The 16,440-nt window shown below is 66.6% G+C and carries 11 protein-coding genes and 1 pseudogene; 3 read left to right on the plus strand and 9 right to left on the minus strand.

The features are described 5' to 3' along the window. Positions 1-116: 116 nt before the first annotated feature. Both UNPF46_RS28295 and UNPF46_RS28305 read right to left on the minus strand, forming a co-directional pair. Positions 117-2,438 (minus strand): xanthine dehydrogenase family protein molybdopterin-binding subunit, encoded by a 2,322-nt coding sequence (locus UNPF46_RS28295; protein ID WP_142252188.1) that lies wholly within the window; start codon positions 2,436-2,438, stop codon positions 117-119. A 196-nt stretch (positions 2,439-2,634) separates the two neighbouring features. Continuing rightward, entirely contained in the window at positions 2,635-3,510 is an 876-nt protein-coding gene (locus UNPF46_RS28305; RefSeq protein WP_142252189.1) for a dihydrodipicolinate synthase family protein, read from the minus strand. Positions 3,511-3,700: 190 nt separating this feature from the next. Between UNPF46_RS28305 and UNPF46_RS28310 the strand changes: the two genes are divergently transcribed. Further along, positions 3,701-4,837, plus strand: a complete 1,137-nt coding sequence (locus UNPF46_RS28310) for a GGDEF domain-containing protein (protein WP_142252190.1) — start codon at positions 3,701-3,703, stop codon at positions 4,835-4,837. Between the two features lie 14 nt (positions 4,838-4,851). Here UNPF46_RS28310 and UNPF46_RS28315 read toward each other — a convergent pair whose 3' ends face one another. Further along, entirely contained in the window at positions 4,852-5,817 is a 966-nt protein-coding gene (locus UNPF46_RS28315) for a VOC family protein (protein WP_142252191.1), read from the minus strand. 182 nt (positions 5,818-5,999) lie between these two features. On the opposite strand from UNPF46_RS28315, the gene UNPF46_RS28320 reads away from it, so the two are divergent. Beyond that, the gene (locus UNPF46_RS28320) at positions 6,000-6,866 is read left to right on the plus strand and encodes a S1C family serine protease (protein WP_142252192.1); all 867 of its coding nucleotides are present in this window, start codon (positions 6,000-6,002) and stop codon (positions 6,864-6,866) included. Further along, positions 6,863-7,234, plus strand: a complete 372-nt coding sequence (locus UNPF46_RS28325) for a response regulator transcription factor (protein WP_100178059.1) — start codon at positions 6,863-6,865, stop codon at positions 7,232-7,234. Before UNPF46_RS28320 ends, UNPF46_RS28325 begins: the two co-directional genes overlap by 4 nt. A gap of 21 nt (positions 7,235-7,255) precedes the next feature. Here UNPF46_RS28325 and UNPF46_RS28330 read toward each other — a convergent pair whose 3' ends face one another. The 6 genes and pseudogenes from UNPF46_RS28330 to UNPF46_RS28350 all read right to left on the minus strand — a co-directional run bounded on the left by UNPF46_RS28330 (position 7,256) and on the right by UNPF46_RS28350 (position 16,023). Next, a complete protein-coding gene (locus UNPF46_RS28330) occupies positions 7,256-8,083 on the minus strand; it encodes a DsbA family protein (protein ID WP_181770154.1) in 828 nt (275 codons plus the stop codon). 44 nt (positions 8,084-8,127) lie between these two features. Then, the gene (locus UNPF46_RS37735; protein WP_181770155.1) at positions 8,128-10,530 is read right to left on the minus strand and encodes a hypothetical protein; all 2,403 of its coding nucleotides are present in this window, start codon (positions 10,528-10,530) and stop codon (positions 8,128-8,130) included. A gap of 134 nt (positions 10,531-10,664) precedes the next feature. Further along, positions 10,665-11,816, minus strand: a complete 1,152-nt coding sequence (locus UNPF46_RS28335) for a hypothetical protein (protein WP_142252194.1) — start codon at positions 11,814-11,816, stop codon at positions 10,665-10,667. A gap of 109 nt (positions 11,817-11,925) precedes the next feature. Beyond that, complete coding sequence (locus UNPF46_RS28340; protein ID WP_100178055.1) at positions 11,926-13,068, minus strand: hypothetical protein; 1,143 nt, start codon at positions 13,066-13,068, stop codon at positions 11,926-11,928. Between the two features lie 159 nt (positions 13,069-13,227). Beyond that, positions 13,228-13,371 (minus strand): annotated as a pseudogene (locus tag UNPF46_RS38365) (ATP-binding protein); the annotation flags it as partial. 312 nt (positions 13,372-13,683) lie between these two features. Continuing rightward, positions 13,684-16,023 (minus strand): Tex family protein, encoded by a 2,340-nt coding sequence (locus UNPF46_RS28350; RefSeq protein ID WP_142252195.1) that lies wholly within the window; start codon positions 16,021-16,023, stop codon positions 13,684-13,686. Positions 16,024-16,440: the final 417 nt, after the last annotated feature.

Below are 16,440 nucleotides of genomic sequence, written 5' to 3' on the forward strand. Positions count from 1 at the left end.
GTCCCGGACAAGCGTAAGCGCAGATCCGGGACCCATACTCCGCAGCAATGATTTTGGGGCGCGCTGGTCCGGGACGACAGCGGAGTTTGTCGTCCCAGCCAGCGTAATAATGAGCGTTAACCCGCCTTCGCGTCGCGGATCGCCTGCCAGATCTTCTGCGGCGTCAGCGGCGTGTTGAGCTGGGTGATGCCGAGCTCGGCGAGCGCGTCCATCACGCCGTTGGTGACGCAAGGAGGGCCGCCGATGGCGCCGGATTCGCCGCAGCCTTTGGCGCCGAGCGGATTGGTGCGGCAGGGCGCGGAATCATCCAGCGTCACCACGATCGGCGGCACGTCGTCGGCGCGGGGGATGCAATAGTCCTGGTAGCTCGCGGTCAGCAGCTGGCCGTCGGCGTCGTATGACACGCCCTCATACAGCGCCTGGCCGATGCCCTGCGCGACGCCGCCGTGGATCTGGCCGGTGACCAGCATCGGGTTCACGGCGACGCCGACGTCGTCGACCGTGGTGTAGCGCACGACCTTGGAAACGCCGGTCTCCGGATCGATCTCGACCTCGCAGATATGCGTGCCGTTCGGCCAGCTCGGACCGTCCACCTCGCCTTCGGAATCGACGCTGAGCTTGGCGCCGCCTTCCTTCTCGGCGAGATCGAACAGGCTGATGCGGCGGTCGGTGCCGACCACGGTGAGCATGCCGCCCTGATACTCGATGTCCTCGACCGAAGTCTCCAGCACGTTGGCCGCCTTCTCGCGCGCCTTCTGGATCAGGTCGTTGGAGGAGACCGCGACCGCCGTGCCGCCGACGAACAGCGAGCGTGAGCCGACGCTGCCGAAGCCCATGGCGAGATCGGTGTCGCCCTGGACGACGTCGATCTTGTCCATGGGGATGCCCAGCGTGTCGGAGATCATCTGGGTGTACGTCGTCTGCAGCCCCTGCCCCATCGCCATGGTGCCGGAATGCAGCACGACGCGGCCTTGCGAGGTCGCGTGCAGGCTGACCTTCTCGGTGTGGGCGCGGCCGCCGGTCCATTCGATGTAGGAGGTGAGTCCGCGACCGTAGAGCAGACCTTTCTTCTTCGCGGCCTTCTTGCGCGCGGCAAAGCCGTCCCAGTCTGCGAGCTTCACGGCGCGGTCGAGCATATGCGCGAAGGCGCCGGAATCGTAGACCTGGCCGGCGGCGTTGGTGTAGGGCAGCTGCGCCGGCTTGATGTAATTGGCTTTGCGGATGGCGCGCGGATCCATGCCGATTTTTCGGGCAGCAGCGTCAAACAGACGCTCGACGATGAACACCGCCTCCGGGCGACCCGCGCCGCGATAGGCGCCGACCGGCGCGGTGTGGGTCATCACCGACTTCACCTCGAAATGCACCAGCGGCAGATCGTAGACGCCGGTCTGCACGAACGGCCCGAGCACCAGCGGAATGATGTTCGCCGCGCCCGAAGAATAGGCGCCGGTGCAGCCGATCGACCTGACGCGATAGGCCAGCACCTTGCCCTTCTCGTCGAGCGCGAAGGCGGCCGTCGAGGTGAGGTCGCGGCCATGGGTGCCGCCAACGAACTCGTCGGTGCGATCGCCGCGCCAGCGGATCTTCTTGCTCAGCTTGGTCGCGGCATAGGCGACGATGCCGTCCTCGGGATAAAGGTTGGTCTTCTGGCCGAAGCCGCCGCCGATGTCGCCGACCAGCACGCGGACGCTGTCCTTGGGACGCTTCAGCACGGCTTCCGCCAGCACGTCGCGGGTCGAGGCCGGCGTCTGCGACTGCACGTGCAGCAGCAGACGGCCGGTCTTCTTGTCGATCTCGGCGATGGTCGAACGCGGCTCCATCGCGGAAGGAACGAGCCGCTGGCTGACGAGATCGAGCTCGACGGTGTGGGCGGCCTTGGCAAAGGCTTCGTCCACCTTGGCAGCGTCGCCATAAGCCATCGCGCCGACGATGTTGTCGGGCGCCTCCGGCCAGACCACGGGCGCGCCGGGCTTAACGGCCTCGACCGGATCGACCACCGCGGGCTGCACGTCGTATTCGACAACGATTGCCTCGGCCGCGCTCTGCGCCTCCACGCGCGAGGCAGCCACGACAGCCGCCACGGCCTCGCCGGCATAGCGCACGACCTCATGGGCGAGCAGGCGGCGCGGCGGCACGGTCATCGGCTTGCCGTCGGGGCGCTTGAAGATGCTCAGCGTCGGGATGCTGCCGATGTCGTCCTTGACGAGGTCGACCCCGGTGTAGATCGCGACGACTCCAGGCATCGCAGCCGCGGCGCTGGTGTCGATCGAGCTGATCCTGGCGTGGGCGTGCGGCGAGCGCAGCACGTACAACCACAGCGCGCCGTCGGCCGGCTTGTCGTCGATGAATTGCCCCTTCCCGGTCAGCAGCCGCTGGTCTTCCAAACGCTTGACGGGCTGCCCCGCTCCGAAACGCAAATTGCCGGGAAGAATGTTCATTCCGTGGGATCCTCGAAGTCTCTTGAAATGCGGCAGCCTTTTAGCGGATCGAGGCATGCGAGACCAGCCGCGGTTTTGGGCGGCGGGACCGTGGATTCGTCATGCCCGGGCTTGTCCCGAGCATCCACGTTCTTGCTTCCGTGCTTAAGACGTGGATGGCCGGGTCATGCCCGGCCATGACAACGGGGATAGGGGCTTAACCCAGCTCCCTTAGCGCCGCCTCCACCACCTTGCGCGCCTCGGCCGTCAGCGGGGCCTGCGGCGGGACGGGGTCGCCGACGTCGTAGCCCTGGATCGCAAGTCCCGCCTTGATGCAGGCGGCGAGGTTGAAGCGGGCGAAGGCTTCGTTGATGCGCCACAGCCTGCGCTGCAGCGCCATGGCCTCGTCCCAGCGGCCGGCCTTGCAGAGGTCGTAGAGCGCGACGCTCTGGCGCGGGATGATGCAGGCCGGGCCCGCCATCCAGCCGAGGCCGCCGATCAGCATCACCGCGGCCGGGATGTGGGCGGAGGCGGAGAATACGCGCAAGGAATCCCCGCAGCGATTCATGATCGAGAGCAGACGGCCGGTATTGGTCGAGGCGTCCTTGATGTAGCCGATGCGCGGATGCTCGGCGAGGCGCGCGATGACGTCGAGGGTGAGATCGGAGCGCTGGAATTGCGGATTGGTGTAGATGACGACGGGAATGTCGACGGCATCCGCAATGGCGCGGAAGTAGGATTCGACCTGCGCGTCGGCGAGCGGAAAATACGCTTCAAGGATCGCCAGGATGCCGTTGGCACCGAGCGTCTGATACGCCCTCGCCTGTGCCACCGCATCCGCCGTCGAGGTCGAGGCGACGCCCGCGATCACGGGCACGCGGCCACTTGCGGCCTCGATCGTGGTCTGTACGACAGCTGCCCGTTGCGCAGCATTGAGATAGGCGAATTCGCCGGTCGAGCCGAGCGGCGTCAGCCCATGCACGCCGGCTCCGATCAGATCGTCGCAGAGTTTGCCGAGGATTTTGGTGCGCACGGTGCCGTCGGCATCGACGGGTGACACCAGATAGGGAAACACACCGTGAAATTCGGCCATGTCGGAGTCCAATGAGGAAGGCCGGGAGCACACCGACAAGCCGGCGTCGCCCACCCGGCATTGCTGCTAACACGCAACAAAATTGCCAGCAAGCGCGTGCATTGACCACTTCTTAAGGACGTTGCACGCCGGCCATCATGCCACGCCCCTCTCCTACCCAATGTTAGGGAGTGGCGGCGATGGTGCCGGCATGCCTCTCACATTGCTGTCCAGGTATCTGCATCCCGATCCGCGCATCCGGCGCGAGCTCGTCGATCTCCTGTACACGTCGCTGCCGCAGGTTTCAGCCATCGGCGTCACCTCGGTGACGGGTGCGGTGGCGCTCGCCGTCATGAGCGGCGATATCGGCTATGTCGTGATCTCGGTCTTCATCTTCATCACGGCCGCGGCCCGCATCTATTCCCTGTTCCGCTACCGGTCGCGCGCGGCGCAATTCTCCGATGCTGACGTGATCCGCTGGGAGCGGCTCTACGGGGCCGGCGCATCCGCCTTTGGGCTCGCCCTCGGCATGCTCTCCTATCGCGCGCTCGAGATCGACGACGATCCCGGCGCCTGGATCGCGTTCGGGCTCTCGATGTCGTTCTGCGTCGGCATGGTTTCGCGCGCGGCGATCCGTCCGTGGATCATCCTCAACACGGCCGCCGTGCTGCTGATGCCGACCATCGTCGGCGGCCTGCTGCGGCCCGAATTCGCCTACAAGATCGGCGCGATCATGCTGGTGTTCTTCTGGCTGACCCTGCGCGAGGCCTCCAGGCATCTCAGCGCCGCCTTCGTGGAGCGCCTCGAAGCCAAGCACCGGCTGGCGCGGCAGGCCACCCACGACTTCCTCACGGGACTGCCGAATCGCGCCGCGTTCTTCCAGGCGCTGGCGGAGACACAGGACGACTTCGCCATCGTCGCAATCGATCTCGACGGCTTCAAGCCGGTCAACGACCGTCACGGCCATCAAGCCGGCGACGATCTGCTGCGTCAGGTCGCGGAGCGGCTGTCGTTCTGCGTCGGCAGCGCCGGCATCGCCGCACGCTTCGGCGGCGACGAGTTTCTGATGCTCAAGCCGGTTGCGGCAGGTGACGACGGCCGCGAGGAAGCGCTCGCGCTGGCGCGTCAGGCCATTCGCGATCTCTCGATGCCGTTCCTGCTGGCGGACATTCCGGTCCGCATCGCGGCGAGCGCCGGCATTCTCGTCAGCACCGGCCCGGTAACCGCAGCCAAGGCCTCGCAGCTGCTGGATCGTGTCGACCGCGCCCTCTACGTCGCAAAGCGCAGTGGAGGCGGACGCTGGACCTGGTCGGACCAGGACGTCGTCGTCGAACGTGCTGCAGGCTGAAACAGGCCGCTCGTTCAGGCTTTGAGCAGCCGCACCCGCGTCCCCCAGGGATCGATCGCCTCCAGCCCATCCGCCAGCGCCGAGACTTTCGCGCCGCCCTTGCGCAGGCGCTGCTCCTGGGCGGCGAGAATGTCCGGCTTCTCCGTCACCAGCGAGAACCAGGCAAGGCCGGTCGTCTGATCGTCGCGCAGGCCCGCGCCCTCGCTCTGCCAGACGTTCATGCCGAGGTGATGGTGATAGCGGCCCGACGACAGGAACGCCGCGCCGTTGCGGCTGCGGGTGGGATCGAGACCGATCGCGCCATGATAGAAATTTCCGGCCTGCGCGAGATCGCCGACCCGCAGATGCATATGGCCGATGCGCAGGCCCTCCGGCGCCCCGGCATAATCGGGCACGCGCGTATTGGTCAGCGACAGCAGGTCGGGGATGTTGAGCTCGTCGGTCGCCATCTTCACGCTGCCCTCGCTCCATTGCCATTGCGCGGGATCGCGGTCGGCATAGACCTCGATGCCGTTGCCTTCGGGGTCATCGAGATAGACGGACTCGCTGACGAGGTGATCGGCAAAGCCCGACAGCTTGACGCGATGCGAGGCGGCGTGAACCAGCCAGCGCGCCAGATCCTTGCGGGTCGGCATCAGGAAGGCGGTGTGGTAGAGACCGGCAGCGCTGCGCGGCTCGATGGCCGCATCGGGCCGCGCCTCCAGCACCAGCAGCGTGACGCCTGACGTGCCGAGCTTCGCCGCGATACCCGAGCGTTCCATCACGGTGAGCCCGATCACGTCGCGGTAATAGTCGGCGACCCTGTCGAGGTTCTTCACCCGCAGCGTCACCATGCCGATCCGCATCGGGGTACGGCTGGCATAGGTCGGCCCGCTACCCTGCGGCGCGCCCTCGGCCCGCGCCGCAGCTGCGGCCGCCATCGCGAGCGAGGTGGCGCCGGCGAGCTGGAGCAGGGTGCGGCGGGTGAGGTCGATGGTCATGAGAACTCGCAATTCTTGGGGCCATGGGGTGGAATTTCGGAACTGCTACACGTTCCCGTGAGGCGCTCCCAATCACATGTTCGTCGGCCGTGGTCTGAACGAGCCGCCTTGTCCTGGCCACCCGGCCAGTTTCGCAATCGCCCGCGACATCCCAGATTGGGGATGATCTACAGGAGCTTGCCATGACCGACCTTACCGCCCTGTCCTCATTGTCGTCCGCCTTCTCGGATGTGGCGGCGCGCGCCGCGCCCTCCGTCGTCTCCGTGCACTCGCACCGCTCCCGCGCGACCGGCTTTGCCTGGAAGAGCGGCCTGATCGTCACCGCCGACGAGGCGCTGGCCGACGAGGGCGAAGTCGGGATCGACCTCGCCGACGGCAGCAGGGTCGCCGCCACGATCGTGGGCCGCGACCACACCACCGATATCGCGCTGCTGCGCGCCGACGTCGCGACGGCTCCGGTCAAGCTCGCCGCAACCGTCCCGCCGCTGGGTGCATTGTCGATCGTGGTCGCCACCAACCGCGAGACGCCGAGCGCGGCGCTGGGAATGGTGTCGGCCTCCGGCAATGGCTGGCGCTCCTTGCGCGGCGGCGAGATCGATGCGCGGATCGAGCTCGACGTGCGCCTGCGTCCCGCCCAGCAGGGCGGCCTCGCGCTCGATGCATCGGGGCAAGCGTTCGGCATGGCCGTGCTCGGCCCGCGGCGCGTGCTGGTGATCCCGACGGCGACGATCGAGCGCGTCGCAGCCCAGCTCGAGACGCGCGGCCGCATCGCGCGCGGCTATCTCGGCCTCGGGCTGCAGCCGGTTCGGCTCGACGACGGCATCGGCGCGATGGTGATGAACGTCGACAAGGCCGGCCCCTCGGCCGCGGCCGGCATCCGCCAGGGCGACGTGATCGTCGCGGTCAACGACCAGAAGCTCTCCGGCGTACGCGCGCTGTCGCGAACGCTGGGTCCGACAAGCGTCGGCGCGGTGGTCGATGTCGCGGCGCGACGCGGCGGCGAGCCCGTCAGCTTCAAGGTCACGGTCGGCGAGAGGCCGGAGGCGTGAGCGAGGACAAGACGCACGAGATCGTGCTGGCTCTGGAGATCGACGATCCCGCCCTCGCCGATCGCCTGGCGATGCTGCTCGGCGGTGTCGCCGGGCTTCGCCTGGCCGCGCCCGGCGAGCAGGCTTCGGCGGTGATCGTTGGCCGAGACCCGCGTGTCATGCCCGACGACATCGCGCTGACGCAGCGCGAGCTCGACGTGCTGGCGCTGATGGCCGAGGGTGCCTCCAACAAGATGATCGCGCGCCGCCTCGGCATCTCCGTGCACACCGTCAAATTCCATGTCGGCTCGCTGCTCGACAAGCTCGATGCCACCGGCCGCACCGATGCGGTGGCGCATGCGGCGCGGCGCGGCGTGATCGAGCTGTAGGATCAGCGCGCGCTCACATGATCACGGCGCGGTCGGGATGCGCGCTTTCAGGGCTGCGGCGCCGACCGCGCCGGGGATCACGCTGTCGCCGACGACGTAACCGGGCGTGCCGTTGATGCCGAGCGCTGAAGCGAGGCGCATATTCAGCTGCAGGGCCTCGCTCACCTCGGCGCTGGCCGCATCCTTCTCGATCTCGCCGGCGTTGAAGCCGAGATCGGCAGCGACCGCGAGCGCCGCGGCTCGATCGACCCGTCCCTGCGTCGCCAGCAGGCGGCGATGAAACTCGAGCGATTCGGCGGCGCTGGGATGATGCATCTGCAAAGCGATCGCGACTTTCGCGGCTTCGACGGAGTCAGGGCCCAGGATCGGGAGCTCCTTGAGCACGATGCGTACGTTCGGCTCGTCGGCGATCAGCGCCAGCGTGTCGCCCAGGGCCTTGCGGCAGTAGCCGCAGTTGAAGTCGTAGAACTCGACCACCGTGCGTGCGCCGTCGGCGGCGCCGAGGGTCGTCTGCAGCGGCGCGGCGTACAGCGCCTTGGCGTTGTCGCTGATCACCTGCTTGGCGTTGCTCGCTGCAGGCATCGGTGCGGTCTGCGCGGTAGCGTTGCGCTTGGCAATGAGCGCCATCAGCGCAGTGCGGACCGCCTCCGGGTGATCGGCCAGGTATTTTTCGATCGCCGGCCCCAGGGCTTCCGGGTGCGCAGCGAGATATTGCTGGATGGCGTTGTCGACGTCCGCGCGTTGCATCTGCGCGTGCGCGGTGCCCGGCACTGCGATTGCCGCGGCGACGAATATGCCCAGCGCGCCTCCGCGGAGCCTGGCTAACGCAAACCTTGGCCTGTCGATCATTGCAAGCATTGTCGAGTTCCTCCACTTGCCTCTCAAAAAAAATCCTAGCGCCCTCGCTCCCGCACAAGCGGCGCCACACGGCCAGGCTGGAGCGGCGCAACCCGGCGAGGTCCGACCGGCAGGCAGCGCCTGCCCAGCGGCCCCGGGACGGTTCCGGGCGGACAGCTGATCATCGGGCGAACCATAGAAGGCACACGTTCTCCAGGAGCCTTCGGCTTCGAAGGACGCGGCACGGGAACGGGAGCGGGCGTGCCCGGTACAGGCGTCGGCTTGCGCGCCACGCAGGTGCCCTTGTCGTCGCGCGTTTCGCCCGCCGCGCAGGGTTGCTGCGGGGTGGATTTCTTCCCGCTCTGAGCGACACATTGCGAGCGATCATTCGGATTGACCGGGGCAGGACAGCACTCGCCGCTCGTCGTCAGGTTTCCGGCCGCGCAGCACTTGCCCGCTGTCGTCGGAACGTAGCCGCCCGCGCAGCAAACCGAGATCTTCGGAATCTTGAACGTCGACTGGCATTGCGTTCCGTCGGCACTCGGGGTCTGGCCGACCGGGCAGCAAACCCCTTTCGAGGTCGCCTGGCTCTTCAAGCAACATTTGCCGGCGATCTTCACATAGCCCGGCGAACAGCAGTCGAGACATATCCCGCCCGGAATCTTGGGAATGAACGGCTGGCACACACCGTTGACCAGGGCGTTCGCACAGCAGAGCTGCTCACCATTCGAACCGGAATAGATCTGGCTGTTCTCGCAGCATTCGTTCTTCGGTCCGATCGCCGTCTGGGTCGTCCCGCACATCGGCTTGCTGATGTCGGTCGAAGGCTTGCCGTTCGAGCAGGCACCGCCGGGCTGCATGTCTTTGGGCGAGCAGCACTTGCCGTTAATCAGGATTTCGAGTGGCGCGCAGCCCGACGCGCAGGCACCATTGCTCCAGACCTCATTGACCGGACAGACCGGTCCGCGCGGCGTTCCGCACACATGCGTCTGACAGGCGCGAAAACCCGGCGCGGGGAGCGGCGCGCCGATGCGGAGCATGCCCGGCGGGAGCTGCGCGGGCTGCTCCGAGCACGTACGCAGGATGGCGATATCTCCCAGATGTCCGCGCGCGGACGGATCGGGCGGCGCGTCGGCGTAATCGATGAAATAGCTGATCCGCGGCGGCTCGTCGTCGCGGCGGATGCGCCAGGCCGGATTTCCCTGCAGCCCGTCGATCGCAACCATATCGCTCTGACCGAGCTGGGCGGCGAGCTTGGAGTCGGTGGAGTGGCGCAACTGTTCTCCGGTCGTCCAGACGAAGCCTCCGCAGGAGCGGGGATTGATGTCGCCGCGCCCGTCGTAGCCGTAACCGATCGCGACGCCGCCATTGTCGTTGCGAAATTTTTCGGGGAAGCCGACCGCATATTCATCTGGCAAGGTCTGCCAGATCGGCAGCTTCGCCGCCGTGACGCCGATCGTCGCGTAGCGCAGCACGCGTCCGATCGACGGCACGGACAACGCCTCGAAATCCTGGGCGCCGGTTGGCGCCGGCCGCTCGGCCAGATACATCCGTCCCGAGTCGTCGAAGGTGATCCGGGAAATCTCGGTGGGGCCGGCCGCAGGCGGCACCGCAACCTCGATCCTGACATCCGCGCCGAACGAGCCATCCGCCTTGAGGTCGACCGACCAGACGCGCAATTCCTCGGCGATGGCGTAATAGAGGCGGTGGTCACGCACTGCGAGGCCGAACACCCGGCGCGCCGGCGCCGCGTAGCCCCAGGTCTCGGGCCGTGCGCTGTCGAATTGCGGGCTCGCAAGATCGACGCCGGGCCCGGCTTTCGTCGGCACCGGCGCAAGCCCGACGGCGGCGGTGCCGGCTGTGCCGTGATCGAAGACGCCGAGGTGGATGCCGTTCAGGCTGAAACGATGAATGAGTCCGCTCTCGCGGTCGGCGACGAACAGCGATTTCGTGGCGGGATCGTAGGTCAATCCGCCGAGCGCCGCCCCCGAATTGACCTGCTTGCCGGTCGCAACGTTCGCGAACAGCGTCACTTCGCCAGTGAGGCCATTGATCTTCCAGATCGATCCCGGACCGCCTTTCGGGCCCCATTGCGCCGGCATGAAGGTCGCCCCTTTGGTGCCGGTCCTGACGCGCTTCGGCTTGCCGTCGGGCCCCGGCGCGACGATCGAAAGACCGTAGGCCGACGTCGCGGCGACATAGACGTTGGCCGGCGAATGGTCGTCCAGCGCGACGCCGAACACCTGCCCGATCCACTTCGCGCTCACCGTGAGGGGTTTTGGCGCGCCGACGAGCTGCGCCTCCGGCGGGCCACCCATGCGGCTGAGATCGACGACACGCAGCGAAGGGCCTTCCGGATCGATGAAGGACAGGGCGTCAGCGTCCTGGCCGGGCTCCATCTCGAACGGGCGGACGGCGCCGGAAAATCCGGTGACTGCCGCCTCGCCAGGCGCGTACACCCCGCGGGGCGCCTGAGCCGACGCTGGATCGCCAAGTGCGAGAGCCAGGCTCAGTGCGACGGCGATGTGCCGCATCGCGCGGGCGGCGGCTGCGAATGACTGGTTTCGACAAGGATCCATGATGTTGAGCCGCCTCATTTCGGTTGCTGAGGTCGCGGCACACAGCTGCCGCTCTTCGGGTCCGGCACGGTGCTCGGCGGGCAACATTGCCCACAGGAGCTCATCTGGGCGGGACTGCAGCAGCTGCCGTCGAACGCCATGCCCTGACTAGGATCGGAGCACGGGGTCACGCAGGCGCCGTTCAGGCCGAGACGGGTCTGTCCGGCGGGACACGCAGCTGGCGGACACATGCCAAACGGCGCAAAGCCGAAATTTGCGGGCTGGTTCGTGTTGTTGCACAGGCACGACGAGATCCCGTTCGCCATCAGGGCGCCGGGATGCGTTTGATGATCAGGGTCGTTCGGATCGTACGGGCAGTCGCACGTGAACATGAACCGGGGAAGATCGCCACCCGGATTTGGCACTTGGTGCCAGGTAGGGTTCATCGGCACCGGACAGAAGCAATAGGAGGCCCCGTAGCAACCAGTGCCCTCGGCGGTTGCGGGCAATGCCTCGGCAAGAGTTCCCTCGGGGGTCTGCAGCTTAGCAACCGACGGGCTGTATCCCTCGTATCCGCATTGCTGCCAGTTCGGGTTGCAGTTGACGATCCCGGCGGAGGGAATGCATGCCGGGTTCCAGACTCCCGAGTAGTCGTGGTCTTCCAGGCACTTCTTGACGTCGATCGACGGGCAACTGACGATGGCAGGCGGCGGCCGCTCGCAGTCACAGGAATCACCGAGTACGCCCTGAAGCCAGCACAGCACATCCTCCATGCATTGCCCGAGATCGGAGCCCAACGAGCCGACTCCCTGCTCGGTCTGGCAGGCGCATTGCACGACCGTCGCGGGCGAACCGACAGCCGTCAGCGCATCGGCAAATTTGTCGAGCAAGTTCTGTCCGATCGACGACCCGCCCGCCGACTGCAACGAACCGAGGATCTGGATAGCGTTGCCCTGCACCTGGCTGCAGAACGAATTGACCACGCCTTGTCCTGCCGAGGCGGCGATCTCGGTGAGGATGCCGGTCGCCGCGGCCGCCGCGGCGCAACCGGCGCCCGTCGCGCAGGCCGAGGCGCAATCCGACAGTCCGCTCACCGACTGTTTGGTGGCATTGAATATGTCGCTGGGGTTACACCCCGCCCGCGCCGGCGACGCCAGCAGGATCATTGCGGCGATAGCGAACACCACAGACGAGGCTCTCAAGCCGACTTTGCGAAACGCGGGCGCGGACGCCCGCCGCATCGCGCGGACAACGGTTGAGATCGACTTGTGTCGGCGAGACGGCATGATTGCAACCTCACTTCACGATTTGCTTCGGCACGCAGGTGCCGCTGTTCGGATCGGGTATCGTCCCCACCAGGCAGCATTGCCCGCAGGTCGTCATCTGCGCCGGATTGCAGCAGCTGCCGTCGAACGCCATGCCCTGCTTCGGGTCGGAGCACGGCGTCACGCAGTCGCCGGTCAGGCCCATGCGGGTCTGTCCTGCGGGACATGCCGGCGGCGGGCACATGCCGAACGGCGCGAAGCCGAGATTTGCCGGTTGGTTGGTGTTGTCGCAGATGCACTGCGAGATGCCGCTCGGCAGCAAGGCTCCGGGATGGGTCTGATGATCGGGATTGTCCGCTTCGTACGGACAATCGCAGGCGAACAGCCAGCGATGCACATCGGTCCCTGGATTTGCCACCTCATGCCAGGCCGGGACCATCGGCTTGGGGCAGAAGCAGGATTGGACCGGATCGCAGCCGGTGTCCTCCTGCGTCGGCGGCAGCCAGATCGCCAGTGTTCCCTCCGGCGTGTCCACTTTCGCGACCGTCGGGATGTTGTCCCCGTATCCGCACTTCTGCCAGTTCGCGTTACAATTGGCGATCGAGCTGTACGGGGTGCAGGCCGGATCCTTCATCTGGTCGAAGTGACCCATGGGTTGGCAATGCTTGACGTCGACCGACCCGCAATAAGCCATCTGCGGCGGCGGACGCGTGCAGTTGCAGCCAATTCCCAGCCCGCCGCACAGCGCATCCTGAATGCACTCGCCGAGGTCGAAACCGATGGAATTGGTGCTCTGCTCCGTCTCGCAGGAGCATTTCGCGATCTTCTGAGCCGAGCTGTTGTCTTTCAGCTTCTTGTAGATGTCCGCCGGAATCGAGCTGCCGAACAGCGCCTGCAGCTTGTCCGCAATCACGTCGCCGGAGCCCGTCGCCTGTGCGCAAAACTGATTGACCAGGTCTTGTCCCTTGCCCGTGTCCGAGCTCTGAATGGCCACCCCGGCAAGGGCCAGATCCAGCGCGATCGCGATGTCGCAGTTGGTCTCGCTGTCTTTGCAGAGCGACTCGCAATCGTAGGTCGCCTTCAACGTGCCGTAGAAAGAGCCGGCAACATCTCCGAGGTCGCACCCCGCCCGCGCCGGCGATGCGAGCAGCAGCATCGCGGCGATGATGGACACGGCTCGAACTCGCCAGCTCGCAGATTGCATGATCGTCGTCCCGACCGCGGCCTGACGGATGAGGATAGCGGCCGAAGCTTAGGCGAGCCGGCAATCGCCCAACTTGAGGTGGCTCAATAGTCGCGCGATATGGGGACGCGGATCGGCATCTGCGCACCTCTAGATGGCGGGCGGCGGAAATCGCAGCTGCACCGTCAGTCCCGGCGCGTTGTCGCCGAGCGCGATCTCCGCGCCATGGAGCTGCGCGACCGCTGCAACCAGGCTGAGGCCGAGGCCATTGCCCGGCGTGTAGCGGCTCTGCTGAGAAGCCTGTTGTTCATCGAAGCATCCTCCTCGCGCGGCAGTCGTCCCGCCGCGCGATGCGGATCGGATGAGAGGACCGCCCCTTCAACTGACAAAGGCGCCAGATTCTGACGACGGTGTCAGGGAGGCGGGAGCCCGCATTCTCTCCCCGTCATTGCGGAGCTCGCGACAAAATTGCGAAGCAATTTTGCGCCGATGCGACGAAGCAATCCAGACTGTCTCCGCGGAAGCATCTCTGGATGGCTTCGCTACGCTCGCAATGACGTGGAGTTTGATCAGGCCCCCCGCTCTTCTGCTGGAAGAGGTGAAGGACTACACCCGCTTCCCGCCGCTCTTCTCGGCCGCGCGGCGCAGGGCTTCGGCGAGCGCGCCGCCGCCGCCGGACGACGATTCCTGCTTGCGCGGCGCCGACGAGGTCATGCGTGACGGGTTGCGCTGATTGTTGTCGCGCTGCATGCCGGGGGCGTCCTTCTTAGGCCCGACCTCGTCATCGAGGCGCAGGGTCAGCGAGATGCGCTTGCGGGCGACCTCGAAGTCCAGCACCTTCACCTTGACGATGTCGCCGGGCTTCACCACCTCGCGCGGGTCCTTGATGTAGTTCCTGGACATCGCCGAGATGTGCACGAGGCCGTCCTGGTGCACGCCGATGTCGACGAAGGCACCGAAGGCGGCGACGTTGGTCACGGTGCCCTCGAGGATCATGCCTTTCTGGAGATGCTTGATCTCCTCGACGCCTTCCTTGAACACCGCGGCCTTGAACGCCGGACGCGGGTCGCGGCCGGGCTTTTCCAATTCCTTCAGGATGTCGGTGACGGTCGGCAGACCGAAGGTCTCGTCGACGAAATCCTTCGGCTTCAAGGTGCGCACGATCTCGCTGGAGCCGATCAACGCCTTGATGTCGCTCTTGGTCGCCGCGAGGATGCGGCGCACCACCGGATAGGCTTCCGGATGCACGCCGGAGGCGTCGAGCGGATCCTCGCCGCCGAGGATGCGCAAAAAGCCCGCGCACTGCTCGAACGCCTTCGGCCCCAGGCGCGGCACGTCCTTCAGCGCCTTGCGCGACTTGAACGGGCCGTTGGCGTCGCGGTGCGCGACGATGCTCTGCGCCAGGCCCGAGCCGACGCCCGACACGCGTGCCAGCAGCGGTGCGGAGGCGGTGTTGACGTCGACGCCGACCGCGTTCACGCAGTCTTCGACCACGGCATCCAGCGATTTGGCGAGCTTGGCCTGGCCAAGATCGTGCTGATACTGGCCGACGCCGATCGCCTTGGGCTCGATCTTGACGAGCTCGGCAAGCGGATCCTGCAGCCGCCGCGCGATCGAGACCGCGCCGCGCAGGGTGACGTCGAGGCCCGGCAATTCTTCCGAGGCGAAGGCGGAGGCCGAATAAACCGACGCGCCGGCTTCGGACACCACGATCTTCGACATCTTCAGGTCAGGCAGGCCCTTGACCAGCTCGGTCGCGAGCTTGTCGGTCTCGCGCGATGCGGTGCCGTTGCCGATCGCGATCAGCTCGACCTTGTGCTTCATCGCGAGCCGGCCGAGCGTTGCGAGCGACTCGTTCCACTGCCGCTGCGGCTCGTGCGGATAGATCGCGGTGGTGTCGACCACCTTGCCGGTGGCGTCGATCACCGCGACCTTGACGCCGGTGCGGTAGCCGGGATCGAGCCCCATGGTGACGCGGGTGCCGGCCGGCGCCGCCAGCAGGAGGTCGCGCAAATTGGAGGCGAACACGCGCACCGCCTCGGTCTCGGCCGCATTCCACAGCCGCATGCGCAGATCGATGTTCAGATGCACCTGGATCTTGGTGCGCCAGGCCCAGCGCACGGTGTCGACCAGCCAGCGGTCGCCGGGACGCTTGAGGTCGGCGATGCCGAAGCGCTTCATGATCTTCAATTCATAAGCGCCGGGCACGCCGGCGGGCGGCGCTTCCTCCGCCTGGATCTGGAGATCGAGGATTTCCTCCTTCTCGCCGCGGAACATCGCGAGGATGCGGTGCGAGGGCAGCTTGGTCAGCGGCTCGGAGAAGTCGAAATAGTCGGCGAATTTTTCGCCCTCGGTCTTCTTGCCGTCGCGCACCTTGGAGGCCATGCGCGCATTGCTCCACACGTCCTCGCGCAAGCTCCCGATCAAATCGGCGTCCTCGTCGAAGCGCTCGACCAGGATGGCGCGGGCGCCGTCGAGCGCAGCAGCGGCATCGGCGACGCCCTTCTCGGCGTTGATGAAGCTTTCCGCCACCACCTTCGGATCGTTGCCGGGCTCGGCCAGCAGCTGATTGGCGAGCGGCTCGAGGCCGGCCTCCTTGGCGACTTCCGCCTTGGTGCGGCGCTTCGGCTTGAACGGCAGATAGATGTCTTCCAGGCGCGCCTTGCTGTCGGCGGCCATGATCGAGGCCTCGAGCGCGGCATCGAGCTTGCCCTGCTCGCGGACCGATTCGAGGATGGCCTTGCGGCGGTCCTCGAGCTCGCGCAGGTAGACCAGGCGCTCCTCCAGGGTGCGCAATTGCGCATCGTCGAGCGCACCGGTCGCTTCCTTGCGGTAGCGGGCGATGAAGGGAACCGTGGCGCCGCCGTCGAGCAGCGTCACCGCCGCCTCGACCTGCTCCGCCCGTACCCCGAGCTCCTGCGCAATTTTCTGGTTGATATTTGCCACGCGAGAATCCCTCTATCCAAGCACGCAATACGGGGGCGAACCACCGACCACGGGACGCCGCTTATGGACCAACCCGGGTTGATTCATCAAGGTACGAAGCAGCATCGTCGACAGGGGATTTTTTTGTCGAACCGATGCGATCTCGCCACATTCGTGGGGGACGTCGCTGCTCTCGTGTCCCGGACGCGCTGCAGCGTTCTTACGCTGCTGCGCAGAGCCGGGACCCAAAAGCGGCGCGGCATGCGGCGACATGGGCCCCGGCTCTGCAGCGCACCAGCCCGAACGATGCTTCGCATCGCCAGGGCCGCTGCGCTGCGTCCGGGGCACGAGAGCGTGGGCACGCTGCGCTTTGCCCACTCTACGAAGTCGGAGGTTGTGACTCGCAGACATGCGTTCTCCTCCTCGCGGCGCCTTTCG

It is taken from the genome of Bradyrhizobium sp. UNPF46, assembly GCF_006658625.1.
Classification (GTDB): Bacteria; Pseudomonadota; Alphaproteobacteria; order Rhizobiales; family Xanthobacteraceae; genus Bradyrhizobium; species Bradyrhizobium nitroreducens.

Excerpts from the sequence above, each read along its gene's own strand:
- UNPF46_RS28315 (WP_142252191.1), bottom strand. The coding sequence starts at position 5,817 with ATGACCATCGACCTCACCCGCCGCACCCTGCTCCAGCTCGCCGGCGCC.
- UNPF46_RS28310 (WP_142252190.1), top strand. The coding sequence starts at position 3,701 with ATGCCTCTCACATTGCTGTCCAGGTATCTGCATCCCGATCCGCGCATC.
- UNPF46_RS28320 (WP_142252192.1), top strand. The coding sequence starts at position 6,000 with ATGACCGACCTTACCGCCCTGTCCTCATTGTCGTCCGCCTTCTCGGAT.
- UNPF46_RS28305 (WP_142252189.1), bottom strand. The coding sequence starts at position 3,510 with ATGGCCGAATTTCACGGTGTGTTTCCCTATCTGGTGTCACCCGTCGAT.
- UNPF46_RS28295 (WP_142252188.1), bottom strand. The coding sequence starts at position 2,438 with ATGAACATTCTTCCCGGCAATTTGCGTTTCGGAGCGGGGCAGCCCGTC.
- UNPF46_RS28330 (WP_181770154.1), bottom strand. The coding sequence starts at position 8,083 with ATGATCGACAGGCCAAGGTTTGCGTTAGCCAGGCTCCGCGGAGGCGCG.